Here is a 25,300-nt window from a genome sequence, read left to right as displayed (position 1 = left end):
CCTCCAAATTTGGTGAAGTCCGGTTGAAACGGTGATTGATTAAAGTTTGTCATAGTTAGATCCCTCCTAAATAATCCGCATAAAAGGCAGATGATTGAATTCACAGAAAAAAGGCTTTACATAATGAAAGACTAAACATCAAACGTCATCTAACGACTCTCTAGCCCCCAATCAATCTATACCCGCCAAAATCTTTCCTTATTTAGTGGTATGTAGACTTGATCGCCATGGATTTCTCGGTGAAGTATTGGGTTTTTGAAAAGTTCTTTCACATAGTACTTCTCTTGCTTAGCCCTAACTGTCGTATACGTAATCACTTTGTCGTACATCTCGAGTGCCTCCTAAGTATGGACCACCCTATTTTTTATTGATAATGAGTAGTTTGTTGTTGATTAGGTTGTCTTAAGGCACCTAATTGAATATTGTTTAAACGTTGATTTTCTTGAATAAGCTGGTTGCACATTTGAGACAGCTGTTGAATCATTTGGCCAGCATGTTGTTCATGTTGTCCAATTTGTTGTAATTGGTGACTGATTTGTCTTAATTGTTGGGCATGCTCCTGTTCCATTTGTTGCATTTGGGGAAGCATACTTTGAAGTTGCGTCGACAATGAAGCAGAGCTTGATTGATTCTGAAACATTCTGAATTCCCTCCATACATGTAATTTTGTATTTCGAAGTTAATTTAACCCACCAAATGTAAATTATGTGGAAAAAGATTTAAAATAAATGTTATGAGTGCTTCGTACATAATAAATTTAATAATAAATATGTAGTTCAGATAATGTGAAGTAAACATACCAAATCTCATTGTAATTCGTGCACTAAATATCGGTTGAAATACCAAAATTAACATGATAAAAGACCTGGATTAAATGATCCAAGCCTTTGTTAATGAAGTTCTACTATGAATTTTTGTACTTCTTTTGGCGACTTTAATACAATGATTTTCTTTTCAGTAGATAATTGTTTTAAGTTTATTTAGGATTCCTGGTCTTTTAGTTTTAGGGTAGTTCCATATCCATTTGAGAAAATCTAAATCAAATCTTTCTTCGCAACCTTCTGCCATATCCGGTCTTGTTTTATTTCGATATCGCAACATTCTTTTAAATGCACGATATACACAAATGGTTCTATGAATATCAAGAAAAATAACAGTATCTGCTGCCTTAAGTCTTATATCCATAGTTCCCCATAATTCCCATCAATAATCCACTCTTCTTTTTTACTAATTCTTTCTGGACTTTTCTTTGTTCATCTTTAGGGACACCCTCCCAATTAGGTCTCCAAAATAACGCATCAAGGTGATAGACATCTATTCCTAACTTTTCACCTAATTTTCTTGCGAGTGTTGATTTCCCTGACCCTCCCGAACCAATTAGTAGTATTTTCTTCATATTATCCCCCCTTACTACATCCATTCTCTCATATCTTTTTTATTGTTGTTTCATATTTCTCAAGAATTTCAGACAACATCGGTGTGCCGATACTGTTATCTCTCTTTATATTTAGCTAGTTGACTAATAACCTTCATAAGCATAAACCTAACCGCTTTTTTTTCGTATGAAAAATCATTAAACGTGCCGATCATATAAGCATCTAATGTTGGCTGATAAAACATGAAAGCTCCTGTAGCTCCTGCATGTCCCCAAATTGTAAATTTTTTGGGCATGAGCAGAGGAACATGTTTAAATTGCATTACACCATAACCATAATCAATTCCAAGTTCATACTTTACTTTATCCTTCATCATTTTTTCGAGTGTTTCCTGTTTTACTAACTGATACGCTGTTAATGCCCTCATGAACTTCAATAAATCTTCTCCAGTAGAGACCACTCCACCCCCAGAATAATCAAGGGATGCATAGCCTTGATATTGATTCAATTTGTTATGATCTGCATAGAAGTCTGCCAAATCCTCTGTAGTAGGGTCTAATGGCTTGGAATAGTGTAACATAGAAGAATTTAGCATTTGAAGAGGTTCGTAAATGTATTGTTTTAATGCTTCATGAAAAGGTGTTCCAGTCACGTTTTCTATAATAAAACCAAGAAGATGATAGTTTGTGTCCGTATAGTTAAACCTTCACCCGGGGGAAAATGAGGCTTTCTATGATCCTTTGACCAATGAATAGCCTCCTCCGTACTTAAGCTGAATTGAGGATCGCTCAACACTTTTTCTAGCAAAGGACGAAAGTTATCAGGTAAACCTGAGGTTTGATTTAATAAATGTTTAATTTGAATATCATTCGTGTAATCTTTTCCCTTGAACAAATGGAGGTCTTCAACCAATGAACGATCTAAATAGCTCGTAATCCTGTCTTCAAAGGACAATAGTCCTTTTTCATATAACATACTAATTAGAACGGATGTAAAGAGTTTCCCAACACTTGCCATATAAGCTGGCTGCTTCAGCTTCATCCCTTCTGCTACATGTAAGTGTAGTCCATTCTGTTCTGAATGGACGAGTAAAAACCCGCTCTTTAGCTTTTTATCATTTTGAACTTGCTTCCGAAATGATTTTTCAATGCTATCATGTAGCTGATCATTTTTCATTGGAATCCCCCTCATTCGTTTCAATTACCATTTATAAATTATAAGTCATCTAAAAATAGTATATCACATGATATATATCAATTGTTATAAATATATTATATACAAACTTGAATATTAGGATCAAAAAGGAACGTACAAAACTAAGTACGTCCCATCACTATTTCATTCATTCTTGTTTTCTTTTCGGAAGCGTGCTGCAGTTATGAAATCATCACCTGTACTTTCTAACAACCCGATAACCTGCTCTTCACTAAGCCCCTTCGGCAACAAATCGTTACTTACCATAATCGATAACCCAGTTTGAAAGATCTTCATTTTCAGAAATATAGTCATTGCCTCTTCTTGATTTAATCCTTGTAAATCTTGATCGTCTTTTATCCTTGCCAGAACCTCTTGCTCCATTTCTCCCTCGTACTCCTCTAAGTAACTGTTCGAATGTACGATAAAATCGGTAAATAATGCAGGGTACTTTTCTGCTGCTACGAGACTGGCCATACCGAGATCTAGAAAAGGACTTCCTGAGTTTTGCTCAGCTAATAGTTCGTGGCTTACTGTTACAAGCTTCCTTATCACTTCTTTTTTAAGCTCCTCTACATGATCAAAGTTTACATATATCGGAGCGATCGAGCTTCCTAATTTTTCTGCTACTTTTCTAATCGTTATACTATTGAGCCCTTCACTTTTCGCAATATGAAAGGCACAATCAATAATTTGTTCTTTCGTGAATTTATTTTTTGGTGCCATGTTAAACCCCTTACTTTTATTTACTTCTTAAGTTCAAATTTATGATAGGCAGGAACTACAAATTGTTCATTACTACCCCGAACAATTAATTGAATTTTAGAGTAGTTGGTGAGATTTTCATATTTTCATCCTTTTAAAGCTGTTTTATTTTATCATTAGTTATATTTTATCATCTTTTGTAAATTTTTTATGGTGATCATTGTACTCTATAGTACACTGATACTAAAAATTTTACGAATCAACACGATCTTCACTTTATTCATATTGCTCATTTTCAAGCTGAAAACTTTCTATGTCAACTGTAGATACTATTTTAGTTTAAGAGGCTTCTATAACAAATAACTCTAGTATTTTCTATTGAATATAAGATTTCATAAAAAGTCTTGTTAAATATCATGATTTCTTAAGTAAGTTAATCATTACTTTTGCACTCTCACAGACAGTAATTAATACACCATAGAGCTTTGATGGCTAAAGTAGATTCATTATTAATACTTATCTAAAACTTGTTTCCCATTGTATTTTCATTTCCTTCTTCAGTACTTTCATGACTTATCCTCCTCGTCTTAACATTCGACGAAAAATCTTCTATATACTTTCTATAAATCGATATAGGGGAGGTAGTCATATGATAAAGAAATCTTTGTTTTTACTAGGTGTATTCATGCTTGTTGCGTCGTCGGTTTTTGCTAGTTCTAATTTCATAAAGTCTAGCATTCCTCCAGAGGTGATCGAAGAAAACAACGCAAATTATAGTCTGCAGTACAGTATTTATGTGGAAAATAGCCAAGGGGGTGAGATTTATCGTCAGGATCCTAATGGTACAATTACTCATTTAGGAAACGTCGTAGTTCCTGCGGACAGTACTTATCAGGCTAACGATGGATTTTGGGCTGCCCAATTCTCTCGTGCCATTGATGGCAGTGCTGGTAATGTAACAGCGGCGGCCGTGAATGCTATGCATTTACGAGTAGCTCCAGACGATTACTACGACCCAGAGCAAGCACAGTTAGGCAGAGATACTGTCTGGAAGCCACGTCTCATTTCTCTTCTTCCAGATCGAGAGTACTTTAAAGCTGGTAATGGACCACATCCAGGAAGAATTGCTACTGATATCCCAGGTGGGGAAGGATTATTCGGAGGAATGTCCTCTGCTTATGTTGGCTCCCCTGTTAAATATTTAAACGATGAGGGCGATTGGGTTTCTATTGATGAATTTTATGTTCATAATGACATACATTCAGCTCCCGAAAATTTGAAAATCGAGTATATAAACCGTATACAGACCACGGAACAGCCTCCTACATTATTTTTGAAAATGAAGTTGGTGGAGAGATCAGCTTGCATTATGAAAATGGATTTTCAAAGCCAATTGCCACTGTTTTACAGAGAGTAGAAGGGACAGGGCGTTTCGGTGGTTCTGAATATGCAAAAGCCGGTTATGTACGTGCAAATCATGGAGGGGTATTAGACCTTTCAGTATCTCCGTACGCTGGATTCACGTGGGACATCGAACTAATGGGCGGATTCCAAATTGTACCTGCTAACCATGTGATTTATTCTAAATATTTCCTTGATCTAAACTACTTAGATCGTCCGCAATACATGATTGTCGGGCATTACGGAGCAACTCCTGATAGACTTTATGACCCAACTTACTTTGATGAAAATGGATTAGCCTATGATCCACATTATGAAGCAGTCGCACCTTTATTTAGCAATTACATTAAACCAAAGCTCGTTACGAACCACGATAAACTATCGGAAAATGCCAATAGAGATTCGATACCTGTTAAACCAGTCAAAGGTCAATCAACACATTTCCAGTTCTCCTTTGATGGTGGAAAGACATGGGTCGACCCTGAGCCTACTACAGGTACACATGAAGACAATTTAGTTGATGTAACTCATATTAAATTGAAACTTAACTATTAATGGTTGGGACTATGTATGCCTGTGATGAACATACACTCATCACAGGCTTTACTAATGTACGTAAAAAAGCAATATGCTTAGTAATTTCATGACTTTTCTTTGTATTATTTTTTGAGATCTTTTCGATACGGTTGTGTGATGATTAATACTTCGAGAAAATGGATTTAGAAGGATAAATAAAAGTAAGGAGGCGTATTATGGACACTTCCTATTCACTGAAGGAGAAAGTTGGGCAGCTATTTATCATCGCTGTTCAAAATGATGAATTAGATGATTCCTTGAAAAGAGCTATAAAGCATTACAATGTTGGTGGCGTTATTCTTTTTCAAAGAAACTTGCGTCAGTTATCAAATGTTATTTCATTTATTCGAGACATCCAGTTATACGCGAAAAAAGTGGGTCGACCTCCCCTTTGGATTTCTATTGACCAAGAAGGAGGGGGGATTTCTTATTTATGGGAAGGAACAGCCGTGTCTCCTGGGAATATGCTTCTTGGTGCAACCAATAATCCACAAAACGCCTATAATGCCCATTACCATATGGGACTTCAGCTAAAGAAAATCGGATTTAATATGAATTTCAGCCCTGTTCTTGATATAAATAATAACCCCGAGAACCCCGTCATTGGTGCTCGATCTTTTGGAGAAGCTAAAGAATTAGTAACAGAGATGGGAATTCAAGCTATTCAGGGGCTTCATAATGCTAAAATAATGCCTGCGGCAAGCACTTTCCAGGACATGGTGATACAGAGCTCGATTCCCATTTGAGCCTTCCTACCATTAACAAAACAATATCAGAGCTAGAAGCATTTGAGTTCGTTCCGTTTCAGGAAGCAATCAAACACGGGTTAGAGTCTATTATGACCGCTCATATTGTCTACCCACAAGTTGATCCTAATCAACCAGCAACCCTTAGCAAAGTATTCCTAACGGAGATTTTACGAAAACAGCTAGGATATGAAGGACTAATTATTACTGATTCCATGGAAATGGAAGCTATCTCTCATTTTTATGGAAGAGAAAAGGGAACGGTTCTAGCATTACAAGCTGGTGCCGATCTAATTCTTGCTTGTGGTGAAGAGGAAGAAACACAATTTCAAATGATAGATGCCGCCGTAAATGCTGTTGAACAAGGAGAATTAGATCCTACCATAATCGAGACAGCATTTAAAAGAAGCTTAAAGTATAAGGATAAATGGGTAGAGCCAGATTATAGTTCTACAAAGGAAGAAATTTTAGCCCATTGTAATAATCATTCTACTCAAAGCATTTTGGAAAAAATAGCTTGTGAAGGAATAACGGTCGTTCAAGACAATAGAAAGCTACTTCCGCTTTCATTTGATAGAAGTACAGTCATTTATCAGAAAACACTCAATGACGAAAATTATATCGGATACCGAAAAAATCCCTGTCCTGCTATCTTTACAGAAGCTCACTATCAATTAATAGCATTAGAGAATAGTGAGCCTACCTTGAACGATATTGCTGCCATTTATAATGAATTAAGTGAAAACGAACTAGTCATATTATTTATCAATGAACGGCGCCATTTAAAAACAGAATGGGCGAGCCTAATAGAGAACATAAACAATAAAACTAATGAAATGATCGTTGTATCTTTATGGAATCCACAAATTATAAACGACATTCCTTATAAAGATGTGACCTATATAGCTAGCTTCAGTAATACCTCACACGTCATACAAGCAGTAAAAATGGTCATAGAGGGAAAAGTGTTACCTAAAGGGAATACGCCTGTTACGATATTAAACAGGAAGAGGCAAAACTATGACAGCTAACATATATTCATGGAAAGAATGGCAAGGTAGAGCTTCTATACAAGAAATGGTAGAGCTATGGAATAAGACGATGGGAGAACTATTTCCCCTTTCCGAAGCATTATTTGCACGAAATGTCTTTCATCCATTGTATTTGGACTTGTCGCGTTCTTGCCTAGTAATAGAAGATAATAAATTGATTGGTTATCTAGTTGCAAAGTCCGATCCTTATCAAGTCCTTCATCATCCTCAATCTCTATGGCTGTCCTGTTTGGTTGTTCACCCTAACTACCAACGGAAGGGACATGGTACGGATATGCTAAAGCATGCTTTAAAAAATGAAAAGACGAACGTCCTAGTAGGGTCTGATCCTCACCACTTTTTCCCTGGTATTCCGAGTAAATTGACGGCTGCACAGGCATTTTTCCAAAAGCAAGGATTTACACTAGATGGTAAAGCCTATGACCTACGTTGTGACATTAGTAAACATTGTTATGCCACCCCACCAATGACCGAGACATATGTAGTGAAACGATTACTCCCAAAGCATCAAGGAGAACTATTGCAACATATGATAGAAAACTACAGCACTAGAAGATATAAAGAAACAGAATGGAGCTTAATCTATGAAAAAGATATCACAACATTAGTTGGACTTTTTCATAATGACATTCTAATTGGCTTCGCTCATGTACATTCGAAGGGGGATTCCTTTTGGATTCCTAGTGTTTATTGGGAAAAAGACGATAATCCGAACATTGGTGGGTTAGGACCCGTGGGAATACACAAGAAATATCGCGGAACAGGAATTGGGACATTCTTCATGATTGAAACATTGAGACTACTTCAAAAAGAAGGAATCAAGGAAATGGGAATTGACTGGACGATTTTAATCGATTTTTATAAAAAATTCTACTTTAGACCACACCGAAGTTATATACATGCAAGTCTCACTAAGCCTTAGGATTAAAATGGTGTAGACCCACTATATTTCACCAAAGAGCCTTTATCACTTTCCTTTGTAACCAAAATTTAATAGCATAAAGGTGACCCCGCGAAGATGGGAGTCACCCTTTAAAATACAAATCACAATAACGTCTAATTATCTCTATATTCTCTCTTAGCTCTTGCTTGTTGTCTTTAACAAACACGATTCTAACCCCTCCACTTGTAACTCATCACATCAATAACGTATACCGACTTTTAATCTTTCTGCTTTCATAGTTGTCAACATCCCTCTCGGAGTAATGCCCCAGTATCTTCTAAATACCTTTGTAAAGTAACTTACATCTTTATATGCTAGCTGACGAGAAACATCAGAGATCTTATCACCATTTTGCAGCATCACCTTTGCCATCAGCATTTTTCTCTCCATCACATAATACGAAAAGGACATGCCCATCTCCTTACTAAATAAACGACTTAAATAAGAGGAATTAACATAAATGCTTTCGGCCGCATCCTTCAATGAAATATCATCATAAATCCGCTCCTCTACAAGGAACATCACCTGTTGAATGAGCTTATTTTGCGGCTGTTCCTTCTTTTTAATATGCTCGAGAATTTGCTCACTTATCTCTTCAAATTGCACTAATAAGTGTTGATGATTATTAATTTCTTTCTTATCTACCTGATAAAGGTCTTTATGATAGAGGACTTCATGAACAAGCCAACCCTTTTTTTGGATAAAAGAAATGAAAAAGCTCATTAAATAGTAATATTTCTCTTCCATATCCATATCAGAAGAAAGATGAATAGAAGTTTGGAAAATATAGCTTTTTAGTAAAGAGTGAATCTCTTTTTTATCAAGTGATTCTAAGGAAATTTCAAGATTCTTATCTAAACGATTTACCTTAATGCGCTGTTGCTTATAAAACAAGTAGTTTTCCCTTTTTTCCTTCATATTTTTCCTCCTCCATCATATCTAACGAGTTATGTTGATATAAGAGGGGCATATTTTCTCTATCTACTAGCTTCATGGAATAGCATCCAGCCTCTAGCTGCCCTTTGACACCTTTATCCTAACCTCAAATGTTCGATTCCACGGAAGCTCGCACACGGCTAGTCTCCAGACATTCTTCTCTCTACTCTCTTTTGGGAGATAACTAATAACCTTAGAAAAGTAAGGTTTCAGCTCTTCCTTAACCTGCTTATTAACTTCCTCATACTTATCCTCTAGATTTGTTCCATCTATTTTTAAACGTTTAGTTATGTCCGTATTTACTTTCCCTCTAACGTTTGCCTGGTAGGCCCACTCATCCATCAACCGTTCCATCATAAAGGAATGATGTTGCTCCTCTATCACTTTTTGTTCCCCTAGCTTCTTATAGGTTAGAATAGAAATAATTGATTGGGAAATGCACGTTCCTAACGTATTTCCTGCGGTATTCCAACCCGCATACGCATTAAGGGAGAAAAAGATATTCTCCGTTAATAGCAATTGAACGAGCTCCATATCAGACGCATTAGGAAAACTAATATCAGCCACACTCACGCTTTTTCCCTTTTGAAGATCAAATTCAATTGACTCGATGAAATAAAGTAAGTTATGACGGGAGCTAAAGTGTGCTTTTTCTTCTGAAGCGTTATTTCCATCCTTCTCTCCACTCACTGGTGTATTCACATACAAGATAAGATCAGCTTCTGATGAATCGTCTACCACCACTGCCCCTGCAGCCGTTATATGACTGATAACACTCTCTTCCACAGGTCGATCCTCAAACTTAGCAACCAATAACTTCCCAGAGGTCGATCCATATTTCGGATAGATTTTCACCTTCTCCTTTTCAAAATATTGGACCATTCTTGCTAATAGGGTTTGAGTAGCCTCATCTGCCCCTGGATATACTAATACTTTCCGTTGAATATTCATATCATAAACTTTTTTTACAAGACTCTTTTGCTCCATTAGATGCATTCCAACTGCACTTGCATCTTCCTGGGTGATTGCTAAGAAATCCAGTGTACCATCTGCTATCCAGTCAATCATCAACAGGTTCATTTGATGGTTTCTATTTCTTGCCTGTAAATATTCTTGAAGTACCTCAGAAGGGATATCTTCCTCTAAACGCTTAAGCTCCTCTGCTACCTCCGTCTCCTTTAAACGATGTAATCGGTCATAAAGCTGAGAGTAACGGAACACCTGCTTCCAATATTGAGTGAAGATCTTGTTCTTCGTCGTGATGGAAATTCTCATTAACACATTAACAGCATAGATGACTACATGTGGATACTTTTCACGTATTTCCTTGACTACCCCTATTATGCTCATACATTCTTCCATATCCCGTTCCATGATCCTTGATGGAATTAGACCTCCATAAGCTAGCTGGTCGATAGAAAGAATCATTCCGTCTACCTTAGGAGCAACCTGCAAAAGCCAATTGATTATTTTGCTTGTATCACCGAAATAAGTAAATCCTCCAATTATATCCTTAGGCGGCTGTACGAGCTCAACAGCCCCCCATTTCCCAAAGGTTTCGGTAAAATCATAGCAACAAGGACGATTGTCTAAAGGCAAGATTGCAACTTTCTTCATCATATCCTACCTCCCTTACTTATCAGAACTAATGTTAATGTTCATAAAGTATTTTTGAGCGAAAATAAAGACAATAATTATCGGTAGCGATACCCATACCGTTGCGGCCATCAGCGGCCCCCAGTCCGTTGTATATTGCGATGTTTGGAAGCTTTGTAGTCCTAGCTGTACTGGCATTAAGCTTTGATCATTGATCACGATTAATGGCCAGAAGAAATCGTCCCACATCATTGAAAACACAAAAACTACTAGAGTGGCAGATGCTGGTTTAATTAATGGGAACATCACTCGCCAAAAGATACCAAACTCTGAACAACCGTCTATCCGTGCTGCATCCTCCAAGCTTTTTGGTAAAGTCATGAAGAACTGTCTCATGAGAAAGACACCAAATGGAAATAACAGCCTCGGTACAATTAAGGCACTATAGGTATTTAATAATCCTGTTCCACCACCCCAAAAGCCGTTACCACCTGTAAAAGGAAAATTAACAATAATTAAATACAGGGGAATGAGCATCACTTCAAATGGAATCATCATGGAAGCTAATAAAAGTAGAAATAAAAGGTTTCTACCTGGAAACTCTAACCTAGCAAAGGCATAGCCAGTTAATGCACATAAAAACAAGGAGGAAATAGTAATCACACCTGCAACAAACGCTGTATTAAAAAAGAACCTTTCCCATGGAGCCGCCTTCCACGCTGCTACATAATGATCAAACACAATTTCATTTGGAATAATAGTTGGTGGATACGAAAACATTTCTGTATTTGGTTTAAAAGACGTTACTATCATCCAAATAAAGGGCCAGAGCATGATGATCGCAATTGCAGACATGAGCAAAAATATCCATAGATTTTTTATCATTTTTTTGAATTCTTTATTATTTCTATACATGCTTGCCCTCCTTATAGATCATAGTTAACCTTCTTTTGTGTGATGAACATATTGATTAAAGTCAATGCAAGTATGATAAAGAACAAAACAAAAGCAATAGCCGCAGCATAACCCATTTCATACCTCTCAAATCCATAAACAAAGATTAAATAGACGAGAGTAGTTGTAGATCCGACTGGTCCTCCCGATGTCATCGCATAAATTTCACCGAAGGTTTGAAAGGTACTAATTGTCGCCATAACAAAGACGAAAAAAGTAGTCGGAGCTAATAGTGGCCAAGTTATATTCAAAAGCTCTTCCAACGTCCTGCCCCTTCGATAGCTGCTGCCTCATACAACGTTTTAGGTATCGACTGGAGCCCCGCTAAAAATATGACCATATTCCAGCCAACCCCTTTCCATATTCGCATTAATGCTAAGGCTGGTAGAGCAAGGTCAGGATCATTTAACCAGCTTTTTGGATTAAAACCTAATTGGATTAGAACATAATTGATAAGCCCATTATTTGAATCATAAAGCCACATCCAAATCATTGATGCTGCAATAATCGAAGTAACGACTGGCACATAGTACGCCGCTCGAAAGAAATTCATCCCCCTCATTTTTCTGTTTACTAATAGTGCAAGGCACAAGGAGATAACTATGTTTAAGGGGATAACCATTAAAGCGTAATAGGTAGTATTCCAAAGAGCAGTACGAAACGTATTATCATTGACAAGTCTCGTATAATTATCTATCCCAACAAACTCTCCTGGTGTAAAAATCGTATAACTTGTAAAGCTTAAATAAAATGCCCATATTACTGGGATAAACAAAAATACAAAAAATAACAGGTAAGCTGGTGCGATAAAGGTGTAGCCTACAATAGCTCTCTTGCGATTTTGTTTACTCGCCCAAAACTCTTTCTTTCGTTGAAAGTAGGTCTTCTTTTTCAGAGAGGAATTGTCAGTAATTTGTACATTTGGATTATTATTCGTCATTTTCGACATCACACCCTATAAAATGAATTGTGTAAGAATGAGGGTGAAGGTACATTATCACCCTCAAACAAAAAGGCATGGCTAGCGATTAATTTCTTCATTTATTTCCTTTTCTGCATTTTCAACAGCTTCCTCCGGTGTAAGTTGACCATAAATCGCCTTTTCGATATTTGCTACTAAAATATCACGAATGGCTGTCCACCGTGGCACATTAGGGTTCGCTTTACCATCCACTTCTGTTGTTAGCTGTACAAAATCAGCAAAAAGTCGATCCTCTTGTACAAAATCAGCATCTGCCACATCTAACCGTACAGGTAAAAACTTAAGCTCAGAAGATACTTTTTCAATATTGTCCTGTTGGCCAATGAACGACATGAGTTTCCAGGCTTCATCCTTATGATTTGAATTGGCGTTCATGAAGAATCCCGATGAACCAACAAGTGTCGTCGTTCCTTCTAAACCTTTAGGAGGTGCTGTCACTTGAATATGCTCATATGCATCAGGAGTATAGGTTTGTATTTGTTCTATTGCCCACACCCCGTCAAAAGTAAAGGCCACCTCACCAGTACCTAACGGATGTTGATCTCCTTCACCACCCATTCCTGCAATAGGTGTTAAGTCTCTCTCAAAGAAGTCTTTATAGAATTCGATTGCTTTGATAGCTGCTTCTGAATTAATAACCGCTTCTGTATAATCATCATTTAAGATATCGCCTCCATTGGACCAAAGAAAGGCACTCCAAACCTGTTGTAAATCATTACCTTCTGTAGGAAGTGTCGTTGCGGCTCTTATGAAACGAGATCCATCTTTTTCAACTAAAGCTTCACTTATTTCAAGAAGCTCATCTAACGTTTCAGGTACGTCTACTCCAGCTTCCTGGAATAAATCTTCTCTATAAAACATCATTCGGTTTGCCCCTTGGATCGGAAGAACATAATACTCTTCATCGACCCCCCTGCCTCAACATAACCAGGATTGTAGGCTGAGAAATCTCCCCAGTCATCAAAATAGTCGTTTAACGGCTCGATTTGATTACCATCGGCAAATCCTGCAGCCGCTGCAGCACCGTGCATAAATACGTCAGGACCAACTCCACCGGCCAATGATGTACTAAGCTTTTGATCTAATTCACCCCAAGGTTCAAATTGAATATCGGCTTTAATTCCTTCCGACTCATATTGTTCATTAAAATCATCAATGATGGCACGAAAAGTCTCTTGAATTTGGTTACTATTCCCTGCCACCCATATCGTTAACTCCGCATCCCCATCGCCAGAAGTGTCTTGACCTCCACATGCTGCTAAAACAACTATCATCAATATGACTAGCAAGCTAACAATCCACTTTTTCACTTTTTCATCCCCCTTTGATTTCCCTTTTTCCTAATGGCAACAACCAAACCATTCTTCTTTAGTTTCTTCCTTAATCTCCCCCTTTCAATGTTTTTGTCCTAATGAATTAACTTCCCAATTGCTTGTTCCTTAGCTATCGCAAGACAACCATAAAGACACACATGCTCCACTTCTTCAGAAACCTTCAATTCAATTGGAAAAGGATAATTACGATACACTTCATTCTTTATTTTTGGAAATAAATAATTTGATAATGTCATTAACTCACCCCCAATTACGACTAACTGGGGATTAAAGATGGCAGAAACGTTGGAAATTAATACCCCAATATGCCTAGATATGTTGTCCATACAAACGTGAATAGCTGGATCCCCTATTGAGAGTAGTTCTAGAACATACTCCAGAAGCTTTTCATCATCCTCTATTTGAATAGAGGTAGAGCTATTCGTTCTAGCTCCCAAGATTTCTTTTCTTAAGGATTCTAAAGAAAGAATGGTTTCATAGTATTGAAGACTGTGATCTTTCAGTGAAGAAGACATTAGTGCCACTTCTCCTGCTCCACCAAAAGAACCCTTGTATAGTTCTCCACGTATGATCAGTCCTGAACCAAGCCCTCTGCCAATGCTAATAAAAACCATATTATCTGTTTGTTCATATTTCTTTAAACTTTGGTATTCAGCCAATGTAGCCAAGTTAATATCATTTTCTAGTACAACTGGCACTTTTAATCGCTCCTGCAGTACGTGGGAGGGGTCTACATCCTGCCAATTAATTTGGTCTGGTTCTAATCGGATATGTCTATGATTCATTAAGATACCTGGGGATGCAATGGCAATAGCTAGGATTGACGATAGCTCTACTCCCTCTGCTATTAAAACGTTGTGAATATGCTCTTCAATCATTGAAATCAAATCATAGCCTACAACATTTTTTGTCCTTTCCCCTTTTGTAATTCTCTCTGGTTTACCAGATAGATCACTAAGTGCACTTACTATTCTTCCTTTGCTAAGGTCTATCCCTAAAATGTACCCATATTTAAAATTAAATTGGAGCATAATAGGCTTTCTTCCGGAAGAAGATTTCCCGAGCCCTCGTTCATGGAGAATACCTGTACGAAGTAATGGTTCAACATTACTAGAAATACTTGGAGCACTAATGTTTAAACTTTTAGCAAGATCTGCACGTGAAATTTGTTTATTCTTCAAAATTTCTTGTAATATTAAATTCTGATTGTGAATCCTTACAAAGCTTTGATCTCCACCCTTTTTTAACATTGTTAACTCCCCTTAATTTCGTTTTCCGATAAATAGCATCCTTGATTTCTTAAATTATGTTGCAAGTGGTTAATGGAAATATTTCGGGGTAGCGTTTCTTCCTTTGCAGCAATTGCAGCTGCTGTACCTGCCGCCTGGCCTATAAGCATAGCAGTTGGAGTAACCCTTGCCGATGCTAACGCCTCGTGTGTTGCCGATAAACATCTCCCCGCAACTAATAAATTCGGTACTTTTTTATTCAGAATAGAACGATAAGGGATATCATAAATGGTTCCCGGTTTCATTTTAATGACATTAATTTCATTTCCGTCAGGGGCATGTATATCAATTGGATAAGATCCTAAAGCAATCACATCTTCAAATTTTGCTCCTGAGACCACATCTTCCCCTGTTAGGACATATTCCCCAATGATTCTTCTAGACTCTCTAACACCAATTTGTGTACCGCAATTGATTAGAATCGCTTCTTCGAAACCAGGGACATCATTTTGGAGGAATTCCACCACCTCCATCACCTGTTTTCTCGCAATAACTTCCGCTTTACTTAATGCCTGACCATCTGTGGCATCATAACGAATAACTCTTGTCATATTAACGGAAACTTCTCCTTCTGTTGGAAGCTCAAATAGTAATACCCTGTCCCGGTCAACATTAAAGCGACCATCAGCTTTTGCCCTTTTAATTAAGCTAAAAAAGCCGGATACAGCACTATCGGGAACGTCTCCCAATCTTCCGCTAAAACGAATCCTCTGGATCGTTTCATGTAGTCTCTGATTTTATCTATATTCACCTTACCCATGCGAAACATCATGCTCATCGGCTGTGCCAAGCCGTCTTTTAATCTACCTTTTTCAAATGGAACCCCTGACATGGCTACTACATCTCCATCACCTGTACAATCAATATAGGTCTTTGACTTAACTTTAAATTGTCCTGACTTATTATATAATTGAAGCGCTTTCACTCCTTCTTTATCCAAATCAACTCCAGTCACTACGGTGTGCAGTTGCAAATACACTCCGCTTTCTTCTACCATTTCTTGAAAAATGTATTTTAGCTTTTCTACATCTACAGGAGTAATCGTTGGGACAAAGCCGATCATATCTCGCACATGACCTGGTGTTCCCCCTATTTCCTTTAAACGTTGAATCACTTCCTCCCCGATCCCTTTAACAATTTGTTTATTACCGGCATGAAACGTTTGCAGGGGTCCTACTAATGCATTGGTAGCCATCCCTCCAAGGAACCCATATTTTTCTACTAGAAGAGTTTTAGCACCCATTCGTGCCGAAGCAATGGCTGCTGTAATTCCAGAAGGTCCACCTCCTGCAACTACTACGTCAAATTGTTCCTTTAAAGCCACTTAAATCACCTCCTTAATCGTTCTATTTCTTCCTTATAGGCTTTCGTTGCTTCATAAAGTTGATCGGCGGTTTTCCCTGTAACAACAGCACCTATCATAAAACCATGAACACCGATTTTATATAAAGTTGTTAAATCTTGAAGAGTGATTTTCTTTTGTGTTGGGATAACAATTGGACCGTTTACTTTAGATAATAAATATTGGTAATGGAGTATATCCTGGATGCTTAAAGATGTACCATAGTCATCTGGGTTCATTATAGAGGTTTCAACTATTTGTATATTCGCTGCATTGAAAGAGTGAAGTTCGTAGTCTGTATATTTGTTAGATATTGCAATCATTTTATCTAAGGAGTGATCTTCTAGGAGCCAGGCAGGAGCCGTATGTGAATAGATTGAGACGAAATCAAAACCGATCTTTTTTAAGCTTACAATATCCGGTTGCTTTACTTTATCAAGGCTATCTCCAGGAACAACTCCTGTAATTCCTGAAAAATATCCATTCATTTCTTGGAAAAATCCTTCATTATCATCAAAACTGCCAAACGAATTCCCACTAGCTCGATGTTCCACATTCATATGAACCTTTATTACATCTGCACCACCCTCAGCAGCTGCCTTCACGTGATCCATAGAATTAGCTGGAAGACTGACAATTAAGTTCATCTTTTGACTATTTAATAAATTTACTAGATTTCCCAAGTACCTCACCTCTCTTTATGATTTTTTATTCAAACCATTAATTAGTAAACTATCTTAATATTCTGATTAACACTAAGTTAACCACTTAGAACGCATTTGTTCAAGATTATTATAGGAACAAGTAAAATATTTACCAAAAACCAGAGAGAAACTTCTATTTTGCCCCTTCTTGACACATCACTTGTATTACATTTCTATAAACGTGCTTGTCCAATTTAATTAATAAACTTTATTAATTTTATTTAGTTATATATAGATATTATTAACAGTAACTGGTGTGTTAATCGAATTTGATGCTAGAGATCTATAAAAATGGACGATGTAACAAAAGGAGCAAACAGCGTATTATTCTTCTGCAGATCTTTTATCTCATCAATTCCGCGAAATACCATAAAAAAAAGAGCAAGGTATCTTGTACCTTTGCTCTAATGAAAACGCCATCTGCCTAAATATTCTCTTGCTTCAAAGTTTCAATAATATTATCCTTCCTTACTTTCGATATTGAGTACAGCATTGCGGAGCTGACGATAATAAATACAGCAATAATCACATATAGAATGCTCATCCACGGAAGTTCGAAAGGATAATTAAAAGTAGTCGTCATAGATCGATGCATGAGATACATAATTCCTACACTTAACGGCAGGCATACAGCAACGATTTCACGCCATAATAAACACTTTCATAATTAATCATTCTCGTAAATGATTTTGGTGTCATTCCAACCGACTTCAGCATAGCAAACTCTCTTTTTCGTAAAGAAATGCTTGTTGAGATCGTGTTAAAGATGTTGGCAATGGAGATGACGGTAATTAATACGATAAATCCATACACAAACACAGACATGAGCATCACTAATTGTTCGCTTTGTTGGCGAGACTGGTATAGGTTATAAATATACATATTATTTTCATCTAATGCCTCAAGCTCTTCTTGTGTTTTCAAAGGGTCTGAGCTCCCCAAGTAAATATAATTACCTGGTTGTACTCTATCATCTAAACCTAGTAGCTCACTGAATACATTTTCGGAAACAAAAATCGTAAGATCACCTAATATGCTATTTGTTGTCACTCCCATAGGAACATGATCTGTCATTGCTTCAATCGTAATCGCTGTTACATAATCCTTCTTCTCCTGTTCCCAATCATCGTAATATAAATCTACGCTCTCCCTTCTGATGCCTGAATGGATTGCACTTCTACAATTTTCTTTTCTCCTACATCCTCATATTGCACTTTTCCAAGGACGATAGCTGAAAATCGGTCCTGATCAAACAGTACTGAAGCTTGAACCCCTACTTTCTCTGCATAGCGATCTAAGCTCTCATCATCTAAAGCGTGCACATGTACATAATACGGATATCGTCCTTGCTCTAACATATCTGGATAACTTTTCGCTAGTTCCTTTAACGGTTCTGCCATTTTAGATTCGTCAACCATGGCATATAACGAAACTCTCTTTATGATTGAGTGATCTGTAACACTTTCTAGACTCGTAATAGAACTTACGAGCTGCTCATCTAACTCTCGATTTAATGAGAGTTCGATATCATAATTTAGATTTACTTGAGACATATGAATTGATTTTTGTAATGCATCCGTAAAAAAGGAAACCGCTAAAAATAACATAATACTGACAACTAACGAAAATACAGTAATTTGATACTTGCGTTTGTTTCGTTTAACATTTTTTATACCGATTTCTGCTTCTATTCCAAATAGCTTCCTAACAAGCTTAGACGTTTTGACGGCTTTACCAGTTAGCTTAATATCCGTTGTTTGTCTAATCGCATCAATGGCTGATATTTTTGACGCTTTTCTCGCTGGTAAATAGGTCGAGATAAAAATCGTCAACGCTGATACGAAGACCGCAAGTAGAATCGACAATGGTGTGACGACTGTTGTTAGCTCTACAGAGGAATTTAATGCATCATGAAGCAATTGATTTATAAACCAAAAAGTAACATTAATCCCTACTAAACCAGCTATGATACCTATTGGAATACTGATGGCACCAATAATAGCTCCTTCAAAAAAGACTGAATTTCTCTTTTGTCTCTTTGTCGCTCCAACACTTGAAAGCATCCCTAAATGTCTTGCTCTCTCAGATACGGAGATTGCAAAAGCATTGTAAATTAATGCGACAGAGCCTACGATAATTACAGACATAATGATTGCCGCCAGTGAATACATCGTAGCTCGTAAGTTGTCATGATTTGATAATCCATAATAACGAAGTAGCTCATTATTATAACTAATAAATTCATCATCTAATCCAATTCGACTTGCTGTTTGTTCTGAATCGCTGTATAGTGACCGATTCACTTTATCTAAAATCACAGATGCACTTACAGGGTTCGTCCCAGAAATCAATGTCTCATCCGTATACGTAATCGCTGTATATCCAGGTGCCCATGTTGGCTCCCACCTAGGACGTTCAATAATTCCCACCACTTCATACGTTTCTTTTGCAGTTTGTTCGATCGTTTCTTGTATCTCATCTCCTTCAACTCGTAGTGCATACTGTTGTGTGATTGGACCGTCTGCTTCCCCATTAGAAAACACTCTCTGACCAACGGCTAGTGATAAGTGATCACCTATTTCATAATCTACTTTGGCTTTCGTAATGATTTCCTCAGTTATGACGATCTCATTCGGATTATTGGGCAACCTGCCTCTTTTAACGTTATCGGGAAATTCTCAAATCCTCCATCATTATATTCTCTAATAAAAATATAAGGCTTATTTTGATTTTGACTTCCTTCTAAATAGGCATATCCGCGGTCTCCCGAGAGAATAAATTCCTTTGTCCTATCATCATTCTTAATTGCTTCAGCCTGCTCCTTACTTACATAATGATAGCTAACATGCCATTCTCCTTGATCCGCTATCGTTTGACGCTGCATCAGATCAAGAAAGGAAAGAGTGAGGGTTGCAACGGCTGTAATCATCGCAACGGAAATGACTGTACCAATAATAGTTACTAGCGCTCTTTTTTTATTTTCCTTTAGGTGCCTGATTGTGAGCTTTTGAATGATGTTCACGGACGAATCACCTCGTCCTTGGCGATTTTTCCATCTTCAATTGCAATAACTCTGTCGGCTTGAAGGGCAATTTGCTCATCGTGAGTAATCACAATCAATGTCTGGTTAAAGGTTTTGTTAAACATTTTTAACAAGTCCATAATTTCAGTACTATTAGTACTATCAAGGTTCCCTGTCGGCTCATCAGCTAGTATAATAGCTGGGTTACTAATCAGTGCACGCCCAATTGATACTCGTTGCTGCTGCCCTCCTGAGAGCTGATTCGGTAGATGTGTTAACCGTTGTTCCAAATTGAGAACCCTCACAATATCGTTGAATTGTTTTTGATCAACCTTATGCTCATCTAAAAGAAGAGGTAATGTGATGTTTTCCTCTACTGTTAAGATTGGGATCAGATTATAAAATTGATAAATTAAACCGATTTGACGTCTGCGGAAAATGGCAAGCTGTGTTTCATTCAATTCGTAAATATCTGTGTTATCAACAAATACTTTTCCTTTTGATGGTCGATCAACTCCACCTAATAAATGAAGTAATGTCGATTTACCAGAACCCGAGGGCCGATGATTGCGACAAACTCGCCTTTTTTTACACTAAATGAAACATCATCTAGAGCTTTTACAGTGGTGTCACCTTTCCCATAAATTTTAGACAGATTTTCTATTTTTAAGATTTCCATGTGAGAACCTCCAAGTTTTTCTTTGATAGTCTTACTATATCTGCCTAAAATGACTATCCAGTGACTAAAATTATGACAGTTTAGTCATATTCGCTTTTTCTAGACGACCTGCTTATAAAACTTGATTTTAAATTCTGTTCCTTTTCCTACAACGCTTGTGACATCTATAGTACCTTGCTGGCTTGTAATAATTTTCTCTGCTAATGCAAGACCAATACCCACGCTTTCTTCGCCAGCATTTTTCCCCTTATAGAACCGTTTGAAAATATAGGGAAGTTCTTCTTTCGCAATGCCTTTCCCATTGTCAGCAAAAACGATTTCTGTAAATAACGGATTTTCTGAATAGGTAATCGTTAGCTCTCCTCCTTCAGGCGTATGCTCGACGCAGTTTTTTACGATATTAATAAGTGCTTCAGACGTCCAGTTTAAATCGCCAACAAAGCGAACATCTTCCTCTCCCACAATCGTTAGAGACTGTTGCTTAATGTCCATTGGGATCAAAAGCGGCTCTAGAGATTTCTCAATAAGATCTTTGACAACAATCGGATGGCGTTTAAATTGAATCGTTCCTGCATCGATTTTAGAAAGCTTTAATAACGAGGAGACTAACCATTCAATCCGCTCCAATTGCACACTTATATTTCTAGTGAACTCCTTACGCTTCTGTTCCGACAGACCTGAAGTTTGCAACAAGTCAGCCATAACCGTCATTGAGGTGACAGGTGTTTTTAGCTGATGAGAAATATCAGAGATCGCCTCCGTCAACATCAGTTTATCATGGTTGAGACTAGTGCTATGCTCTGATAACATAAGCGTTACTTTGTATATATCATTTTTTAATATACTGAGCTCTCCTTCTTCGTTATCACGAACATCTAGAGTGAAATCACCTCCGCTTATTTTCCGTAAATATCCCGACAGTTTTTGTAGTTCTTTATATCGCCATCTTGTAAAAAGAAGTGTGATCGCAATGAGAACGATCGATAGAATAACAACGACTATGATAGCCAATTGAGGTAGCATCAAGGCGAAACAGATAGAAAGGATGCTAAAGGCTCCCATTGCGATGAGGAGTGCTTTTATTTCACGGTTGCGTAACATTGCTACTCACCTACCTTATACCCTAGCCCACGGACGGTTTTAATAATCGTAGGTTTTTGCGGATTGTCCTCCAACTTCTCACGTAGCCGTTTAATGTAAACGGTTAAGGTATTATCGTTTACGAAGTCCCCTGCCACATCCCAAATTCGTTCCAATAGCTGCGTTCTCGTCAACACTTGGCCGATATGAGCTGCGAAGATTAGAAGAAGTCGATACTCCAACGCCGTAACGAGCACTTCCTTTCCATGTTTATACACTTTTCCTTCTAATGTATTGATTTGAATCTGTTCAATATCAATGGTCGTTTTCGGTTGAGGTTGTTTTTTATAGCGCCGTAACACCGTACGAATTCTTGACAATAGTTCCCTCACCCGAAATGGCTTCGTTATATAATCATCTGCACCCATATCTAGACCCATGACAACATTCACTTCATCATCTATCGCTGTCAAAAAATGACAGGAATATCACTAGTGTCCTTTACTAATTTGCATAACTCATACCCACTACCACCCGGCAGTGATAGATCAAACAAACATAAATCAATCATATGTAACTGATCATGAATGATTTTAGTTGCACAAGTGGCCTCATAACAAAGGATCGTCTCAAATTGATCCTGTTTAATGAATATTCCAGTCCTGAAGCAATTGTTCGGTCATCTTCTACAAGTAGAATTTTCACTGTCTCCTCACCTCATCAAAGTAAATACAAACACTATACAATTTATAAGTTGCTAAGTAAACTGATGTTTTCACTAATTGAACATGGTTTATGTGATTAGAAATTGCTGCTTCTCCTTTGGACTTTTCTACCATTTACATTTACTATTAAGTTAATAATACCCTAAATGAAGGTGAAAATATGAGCGAAGAGGCAAATATTTTAATCGTAGAAGATGATGAAGATATTAATCAACTATTATGTAATATTATTCGTAAGCTTAATTGTTTCGCACAACCAGCTTATTCAGGTACAGAAGCCATGCTATATATCGAAAAACAAAACTGGGATCTAGTACTCTTAGACTTAATGCTCCCAGGAAAATCTGGAGAAGACGTACTCACCGAGATCGTTCAAAAAAGTGCTGTACCGATTATCATTATTTCTGCAAAGGGTGAGCAACAATCCAAAATCGATTGCTTGCAGTTTGGAGCAGACGATTACATTACGAAACCTTTTGATGTCAACGAAGTATCTGCACGTATTCATGTTCAGTTAAGACGAAAGCAACGAACTCAAGGGATCTTACAAAAAAAAGAATTAACGTATAAAGATATCATCATCGATCTTAATAGAAGAACGGTACTTGTCAACGGATCACCGTTGAAATTAACGGCTAGAGAATACGCGATTTTAGTTCTTCTTCTCTCCAGCCCTGAGAAGATTTACTCGAAAGCAAACCTTTATGAGAGTGTTTGGAAAGAAGCTTATTATGGGGATGAAAATATCGTCAATGTTCACATGAGTCATTTAAGATCGAAGCTTGCCCAAGCCAACCCTAACGAAGTATACATAGAAACGGTTTGGGGGATGGGATATCGCCTCAAAAATTAAGGTTTTCTTAAGAATACACTTAAGATTTTATTCACAACTCGCCTTTACGATTAGTACCAGGGACAATTTAAGGAGGCGAATGATGGCATGCATACACCCGTTTTGCAAATGAATCACATTTCAAAAACTTTCAAAAAAAATCTTGCTCTCGATAATGTTACCCTCACCATCGATCAAGGTGATATTTACGGCTTTATCGGACAAAATGGAGCAGGAAAAACAACACTACTTCGTATCATTGCGGGATTAAGTTTTCCATCAAAAGGGACGTTCACGTTATTTGGTTCTGCTGATGAACGCAAAAAAGTTAAGGCTCGTAAACGAATGGGGGCGATCATCGAAACCCCTGCCCTTTACGATCATATGTCTGCTACTGACAACCTAGAGGTGCTGCGTTTACAAAAAGGGATTCCAGGCAAAGCATCTATTGTAAAAATTCTGAAGCTAGTAGGTTTAGAACATACAGGAACTAAAAAAGTTGAGAACTTTTCATTAGGTATGAAACAACGACTAGCAATCGCAGGAGCGATGCTCGGTGATCCTGAATTTCTTATATTAGATGAACCCACCAATGGCTTAGATCCGACAGGCATACAGGATATCCGCAACTTGTTGTTGAAATTGAACAAAGAGTATGGATTGACCATTTTAATTTCCAGTCATATTTTAAGCGAACTTTCCATGCTGGCAACCCGTTTTGGCATTATCCATCAAGGGCAACTGATCGAACAATTAAGCCTTAACGAATTACATGAAAAATGCAAGAAACATATTAGAATAAAAGTCAATAATCCAAAACTAGCATCAACCGTTCTAGAAACAAAATTAAAGACGACAAAATTTGAAGTTCACAGTGAAGGGATACTAAAGCTGTATCAATTTACCGAAGAACCCCAACTCGTCTCCACAGTTTTGGTGAAAGCCGGATTGGTGATTGAGGAGTTCACACCAGCTGGTGATGATTTAGAAACGTACTATACACGGTTAATTGGGGGTGTCAACCGTGTATAATTTAATCAAAGCAGAATTCGTCAAACTAAGAAAAAATCGGACATTTCAAATCCTAATTGGATTATCTATTGTAGTAGCAATCAGTTTAGTAACGCTATTTATCCTCGCTACTCATAACGTGCTGTATGTTGAAATTTATGACGGTTTTTCCATTATGCAAGCAACTCCGGACCAGCATTTTCATATGTCAGGAATGGAATCCTTTTACTCGACATTATGGAATAATCCAGTGCTCTTGCTTGTGATCATAAGCGTGTTAGCTGGTTTCTTCATCTCAAATGACTATCGTTCTGGTGCCTTCAAAAATGCCATTGTATGTGGAAACGAACGATTATATATTTATACAGCTAAATGGATCACCTTTACTAGTGGGATCATTATCATCTTAACCGTTTATTCACTACTAATTACGGTCGGTATGTCTCTTCTCTTCAGCTTTTGGGCTGGTAGTGAAGGAATATTGGATATGATCAGAACGTTTTGGCTCTATCTTGTGCATGTGATAGGCTATTGTTCTATTATTGCCTTGCTTGCCTTCCTAGTTGAGGAAAGCGGAAAAACGATCACGTTATCCATTGTCGTCGTCGGTGGCTTATGGATAGTCCTTGTTTTTTCAGCTAGAAACAATCCGTTTATGGCTGATTTATATCAATTGACGTTCTTTTATCAATTGGTTGCAGTTGCGGAACTACCACAAACTACGTGGGAAATCACAAAAGGGATATTAGGTAGCTTAATAACAATAGTGGCTTCATCAACCGTGGGTGTCACTCTATTTGAAAGAAAAGAATTAAAGTAAA

26 protein-coding genes and 4 pseudogenes are annotated in these 25,300 nt (G+C 37.5%); 7 read left to right on the top strand and 23 right to left on the bottom strand.

Going from position 1 to position 25,300, the window contains the following annotated elements; all coding sequences use genetic code 11:
- Nucleotides 1-176: 176 nt before the first annotated feature.
- From JCM19034_RS22390 to JCM19034_RS15530, 6 genes and pseudogenes are all read right to left on the bottom strand, one after another.
- Complete coding sequence (locus JCM19034_RS22390) at nucleotides 177-329, bottom strand: hypothetical protein (protein WP_197276423.1); 153 nt, start codon at nucleotides 327-329, stop codon at nucleotides 177-179.
- A 35-nt stretch (nucleotides 330-364) separates the two neighbouring features.
- Entirely contained in the window at nucleotides 365-640 is a 276-nt protein-coding gene (locus JCM19034_RS15545) for a hypothetical protein (RefSeq protein WP_062051159.1), read from the bottom strand.
- Between the two features lie 250 nt (nucleotides 641-890).
- Nucleotides 891-1,396, bottom strand: a pseudogene (locus JCM19034_RS15540) (DNA topology modulation protein).
- Nucleotides 1,397-1,491: 95 nt separating this feature from the next.
- Nucleotides 1,492-2,028: a serine hydrolase gene (locus JCM19034_RS24245; RefSeq protein WP_269431715.1), complete on the bottom strand. Its 537-nt coding sequence runs from the start codon at nucleotides 2,026-2,028 to the stop codon at nucleotides 1,492-1,494.
- A gap of 5 nt (nucleotides 2,029-2,033) precedes the next feature.
- On the bottom strand, nucleotides 2,034-2,552 hold the full coding sequence (locus tag JCM19034_RS24240) for a serine hydrolase domain-containing protein (RefSeq protein ID WP_197276422.1): 519 nt from the start codon (nucleotides 2,550-2,552) through the stop codon (nucleotides 2,034-2,036).
- Between the two features lie 162 nt (nucleotides 2,553-2,714).
- Nucleotides 2,715-3,296 carry a TetR/AcrR family transcriptional regulator gene (locus JCM19034_RS15530; protein WP_062051157.1) on the bottom strand — a complete coding sequence of 194 codons (582 nt, stop codon included), beginning with the start codon at nucleotides 3,294-3,296 and terminating at the stop codon, nucleotides 2,715-2,717.
- A 628-nt stretch (nucleotides 3,297-3,924) separates the two neighbouring features.
- Here JCM19034_RS15530 and JCM19034_RS15525 point away from each other — a divergent pair.
- The 4 genes and pseudogenes from JCM19034_RS15525 (at nucleotide 3,925) to JCM19034_RS15505 (ending at nucleotide 7,972) form a co-directional block, all read left to right on the top strand.
- Nucleotides 3,925-4,692 carry a hypothetical protein gene (locus JCM19034_RS15525; RefSeq protein ID WP_062051155.1) on the top strand — a complete coding sequence of 256 codons (768 nt, stop codon included), beginning with the start codon at nucleotides 3,925-3,927 and terminating at the stop codon, nucleotides 4,690-4,692.
- Nucleotides 4,638-5,231: a hypothetical protein gene (locus JCM19034_RS15520; RefSeq protein WP_062051153.1), complete on the top strand. Its 594-nt coding sequence runs from the start codon at nucleotides 4,638-4,640 to the stop codon at nucleotides 5,229-5,231. Before JCM19034_RS15525 ends, JCM19034_RS15520 begins: the two co-directional genes overlap by 55 nt.
- A gap of 197 nt (nucleotides 5,232-5,428) precedes the next feature.
- Nucleotides 5,429-7,029 (top strand): annotated as a pseudogene (gene nagZ / locus JCM19034_RS25225) (beta-N-acetylhexosaminidase).
- Complete coding sequence (locus JCM19034_RS15505) at nucleotides 7,019-7,972, top strand: GNAT family N-acetyltransferase (RefSeq protein ID WP_062051147.1); 954 nt, start codon at nucleotides 7,019-7,021, stop codon at nucleotides 7,970-7,972. Before nagZ ends, JCM19034_RS15505 begins: the two are co-directional and overlap by 11 nt.
- Nucleotides 7,973-8,191: 219 nt before the next feature.
- On the opposite strand, the gene JCM19034_RS15500 is transcribed toward JCM19034_RS15505, so the two are convergent.
- The 17 genes and pseudogenes from JCM19034_RS15500 to JCM19034_RS15435 all read right to left on the bottom strand — a co-directional run bounded on the left by JCM19034_RS15500 (nucleotide 8,192) and on the right by JCM19034_RS15435 (nucleotide 22,616).
- Nucleotides 8,192-8,911 carry a helix-turn-helix transcriptional regulator gene (locus JCM19034_RS15500; RefSeq protein WP_062051145.1) on the bottom strand — a complete coding sequence of 240 codons (720 nt, stop codon included), beginning with the start codon at nucleotides 8,909-8,911 and terminating at the stop codon, nucleotides 8,192-8,194.
- A gap of 93 nt (nucleotides 8,912-9,004) precedes the next feature.
- Nucleotides 9,005-10,549 carry a DUF4127 family protein gene (locus JCM19034_RS15495; RefSeq protein ID WP_062051143.1) on the bottom strand — a complete coding sequence of 515 codons (1,545 nt, stop codon included), beginning with the start codon at nucleotides 10,547-10,549 and terminating at the stop codon, nucleotides 9,005-9,007.
- A gap of 12 nt (nucleotides 10,550-10,561) precedes the next feature.
- Nucleotides 10,562-11,440: a carbohydrate ABC transporter permease gene (locus tag JCM19034_RS15490; RefSeq protein WP_062051141.1), complete on the bottom strand. Its 879-nt coding sequence runs from the start codon at nucleotides 11,438-11,440 to the stop codon at nucleotides 10,562-10,564.
- Nucleotides 11,441-11,451: 11 nt separating this feature from the next.
- Nucleotides 11,452-11,742 (bottom strand): carbohydrate ABC transporter permease, encoded by a 291-nt coding sequence (locus JCM19034_RS15485; protein WP_062051137.1) that lies wholly within the window; start codon nucleotides 11,740-11,742, stop codon nucleotides 11,452-11,454.
- Nucleotides 11,727-12,419: a carbohydrate ABC transporter permease gene (locus JCM19034_RS15480; RefSeq protein WP_062051135.1), complete on the bottom strand. Its 693-nt coding sequence runs from the start codon at nucleotides 12,417-12,419 to the stop codon at nucleotides 11,727-11,729. Before JCM19034_RS15480 ends, JCM19034_RS15485 begins: the two co-directional genes overlap by 16 nt.
- An 81-nt stretch (nucleotides 12,420-12,500) precedes the next feature.
- On the bottom strand, nucleotides 12,501-13,325 hold the full coding sequence (locus tag JCM19034_RS15475) for an extracellular solute-binding protein (RefSeq protein ID WP_062051133.1): 825 nt from the start codon (nucleotides 13,323-13,325) through the stop codon (nucleotides 12,501-12,503).
- A complete protein-coding gene (locus JCM19034_RS24235) occupies nucleotides 13,322-13,771 on the bottom strand; it encodes an ABC transporter substrate-binding protein (RefSeq protein ID WP_062051131.1) in 450 nt (149 codons plus the stop codon). Before JCM19034_RS24235 ends, JCM19034_RS15475 begins: the two co-directional genes overlap by 4 nt.
- A gap of 98 nt (nucleotides 13,772-13,869) precedes the next feature.
- The gene (locus tag JCM19034_RS15465; protein ID WP_062051129.1) at nucleotides 13,870-15,045 is read right to left on the bottom strand and encodes an ROK family transcriptional regulator; all 1,176 of its coding nucleotides are present in this window, start codon (nucleotides 15,043-15,045) and stop codon (nucleotides 13,870-13,872) included.
- A 2-nt stretch (nucleotides 15,046-15,047) separates the two neighbouring features.
- Nucleotides 15,048-15,773, bottom strand: a complete 726-nt coding sequence (locus JCM19034_RS24230) for an FAD-dependent oxidoreductase (protein WP_197276421.1) — start codon at nucleotides 15,771-15,773, stop codon at nucleotides 15,048-15,050.
- Entirely contained in the window at nucleotides 15,728-16,408 is a 681-nt protein-coding gene (locus JCM19034_RS24225) for an FAD-dependent oxidoreductase (protein ID WP_197276420.1), read from the bottom strand. Before JCM19034_RS24225 ends, JCM19034_RS24230 begins: the two co-directional genes overlap by 46 nt.
- A gap of 5 nt (nucleotides 16,409-16,413) precedes the next feature.
- Nucleotides 16,414-17,109: a hypothetical protein gene (locus JCM19034_RS15455; protein ID WP_062051127.1), complete on the bottom strand. Its 696-nt coding sequence runs from the start codon at nucleotides 17,107-17,109 to the stop codon at nucleotides 16,414-16,416.
- Between the two features lie 636 nt (nucleotides 17,110-17,745).
- Nucleotides 17,746-18,204, bottom strand: a complete 459-nt coding sequence (locus tag JCM19034_RS25220; protein ID WP_370622081.1) for an ABC transporter permease — start codon at nucleotides 18,202-18,204, stop codon at nucleotides 17,746-17,748.
- Between the two features lie 65 nt (nucleotides 18,205-18,269).
- A complete protein-coding gene (locus JCM19034_RS25215) occupies nucleotides 18,270-19,778 on the bottom strand; it encodes an ABC transporter permease (protein WP_370622080.1) in 1,509 nt (502 codons plus the stop codon).
- Nucleotides 19,748-20,152 (bottom strand): hypothetical protein, encoded by a 405-nt coding sequence (locus JCM19034_RS25210; protein WP_370622078.1) that lies wholly within the window; start codon nucleotides 20,150-20,152, stop codon nucleotides 19,748-19,750. Before JCM19034_RS25210 ends, JCM19034_RS25215 begins: the two co-directional genes overlap by 31 nt.
- Nucleotides 20,149-20,831, bottom strand: a pseudogene (locus JCM19034_RS15445) (ABC transporter ATP-binding protein). The gene JCM19034_RS25210 and the pseudogene JCM19034_RS15445 overlap by 4 nt, the downstream one beginning before the upstream one ends.
- Nucleotides 20,832-20,930: 99 nt before the next feature.
- A complete protein-coding gene (locus JCM19034_RS15440; protein WP_062051125.1) occupies nucleotides 20,931-21,932 on the bottom strand; it encodes a sensor histidine kinase KdpD in 1,002 nt (333 codons plus the stop codon).
- 2 nt (nucleotides 21,933-21,934) lie between these two features.
- Nucleotides 21,935-22,616 (bottom strand): annotated as a pseudogene (locus JCM19034_RS15435) (response regulator transcription factor).
- Nucleotides 22,617-22,796: 180 nt separating this feature from the next.
- Here JCM19034_RS15435 and JCM19034_RS15430 point away from each other — a divergent pair.
- The 3 genes from JCM19034_RS15430 to JCM19034_RS15420 all read left to right on the top strand — a co-directional run bounded on the left by JCM19034_RS15430 (nucleotide 22,797) and on the right by JCM19034_RS15420 (nucleotide 25,299).
- Nucleotides 22,797-23,489 (top strand): response regulator transcription factor, encoded by a 693-nt coding sequence (locus JCM19034_RS15430; protein ID WP_062051123.1) that lies wholly within the window; start codon nucleotides 22,797-22,799, stop codon nucleotides 23,487-23,489.
- 87 nt (nucleotides 23,490-23,576) lie between these two features.
- Nucleotides 23,577-24,500, top strand: a complete 924-nt coding sequence (locus JCM19034_RS15425; RefSeq protein ID WP_062051121.1) for an ATP-binding cassette domain-containing protein — start codon at nucleotides 23,577-23,579, stop codon at nucleotides 24,498-24,500.
- Nucleotides 24,493-25,299: an ABC transporter permease gene (locus JCM19034_RS15420; protein ID WP_062051119.1), complete on the top strand. Its 807-nt coding sequence runs from the start codon at nucleotides 24,493-24,495 to the stop codon at nucleotides 25,297-25,299. The genes JCM19034_RS15425 and JCM19034_RS15420 overlap by 8 nt, the downstream gene beginning before the upstream one ends.
- Nucleotide 25,300: the final 1 nt, after the last annotated feature.

Source organism: Bacillus sp. JCM 19034 (genome assembly GCF_001310635.1).
GTDB lineage: Bacteria > Bacillota > Bacilli > Bacillales > Bacillaceae_D > Halalkalibacter.
This window is presented reverse-complemented; position numbering and strand designations above follow the sequence as displayed.